Source organism: Streptomyces sp. NPDC054841, assembly GCF_053611045.1.
The window spans coordinates 1-1,063 of record NZ_JBSGZO010000938.1; the positions used below are offsets into that span (position 1 = coordinate 1).

Annotated in this window: 1 protein-coding gene; it reads right to left on the minus strand. The window is 69.0% G+C overall.

From position 1 onward, the window contains the following. Positions 1-30: 30 nt before the first annotated feature. Positions 31-843 carry an SAM-dependent methyltransferase gene (locus tag ACWGI8_RS44555; protein WP_453669377.1) on the minus strand — a complete coding sequence of 271 codons (813 nt, stop codon included), beginning with the start codon at positions 841-843 and terminating at the stop codon, positions 31-33. Between the last annotated feature and the right edge of the window lie 220 nt (positions 844-1,063).

A 1,063-nucleotide genomic window follows, 5' to 3' on the forward strand; every position in this document is an offset into this window, starting at 1 on the left:
GGCGTGGAAGGGCGACGGGCGTCGGCGCCGTCAGACGAGACGGGCGGCGCCGCCCCACTCGATCCATTCGTCGGTCTGCTGGACGGGGGCGAGGTCGGTGTCCGGTCGCCAGATCGACACCTCCACCAGGCCCGGCTCCAGGATCTCCAAGCCCGCGAAGTACTCGGTCACTTCGTGTTCCTCACGCACCCGGCCCCAGTTGCCGCCCGTGGCCTCCGCCATGAAGTCGGTGACGAACCGGCGGATCTCGGGCCGGTCGCTGACGAGCTGACAGACCACCAGGAAACTGCCCGGCACGAGGCGCTCGGCCACTCGCCGGATCAGTCCCGCGGGGTCGGACTCGTCCGGGATGCAGTGCAGCACCGACACGAACAGCGCCGCGACCGGCCGGCTGAAGTCGATCAGCCGCGTCGTCTCCTCATGGCCGAAGATGCCTTCGGTGTCCCGCATGTCGGCCTGGATGACCGCGGTGCGTTCGTTCTCCTCCAGCAGCGCGCGGCCGTGCGCCAGCACGATCGGGTCGTTGTCGACGTAGACCACGCGTGAGGCCGGGTCGACGGCCTGGGCGACCTGGTGGACGTTGTCCTGGGTCGGGAGCCCGGAGCCGTGGTCGATGAACTGCCGCACTCCGTGCTCGGCAGCCAGCGTCCGGACCACACGCTGCAGGAACCGGCGGTTGTTGACGGCCAGCGTCCTGGTGCTGGGAACCTGCTTGAGGAGTTCCTCGCAAGCGTCGCGGTCGGACTGGTAGTTGTCGTCGCCCCCCAGGAAGTAGTCGTACATGCGCGCCACGCTCGGCACTTTGGTGTCGATGGCGTCCGGGCGCCACGACTCGCGCTGCATCCAGTCCTCATTCACGTCTGTGGGAATCGGATCCTGCAAGACGCACATGCTAGGGAGAGCCGGGGAGGCGGTACAGGTCGTTCACCCGGCAAGGAATTCGGAAGGGACCTCGTTCAGCCACACTCCCGCATTCCGGCATACGCGGCACCGCAAGCCCCGGGGCGCCCCGGGGGCACGCGAATGCCCCCGGGCGACCCCGGGGGCTTCGGTGCAGCGAGCC